1 protein-coding gene is annotated in these 269 nt (G+C 62.5%); it reads left to right on the top strand.

Going from position 1 to position 269, the window contains the following annotated elements; translation table 11 throughout:
- Nucleotide 1 precedes the first annotated feature (1 nt).
- Nucleotides 2–269, top strand: a 268-nt coding sequence (locus ABGA94_RS10830; protein ID WP_375367258.1) for a peptide deformylase, incomplete at its 3' end; no start/stop codon positions are given.

Raw genomic sequence — 269 nt, 5'->3', positions numbered from 1 at the left:
GTTGATCGACGCCGCCGAAGTCACCACGCCGGCCTTCCAGGAACTGATCGACAACATGTTCCAGACCATGTACGACGCCCCGGGCATCGGCCTGGCGGCCACCCAGGTGGACGTGCACAAGCGCTTCATGGTCATCGATGAAACGCGCGTAGCCCGCATCGAAATCCACGGTATGCAGGCGGCGATGGAAGTGCACGGTGGCACCGGCCTGTTCGGCCAGTTCCAGCAGCGTGGTGTTCAGATCGCTGCGATGGATCGACCAGATCACC

Source organism: Stenotrophomonas sp. 3diitr2024 (genome assembly GCF_042136455.1).
In the GTDB taxonomy this organism is placed as follows: Bacteria; Pseudomonadota; Gammaproteobacteria; order Xanthomonadales; family Xanthomonadaceae; genus Stenotrophomonas; species Stenotrophomonas sepilia.
Note: the sequence above shows the minus strand (reverse complement) of the source record. Positions and strands in the feature narration are given on the sequence as shown.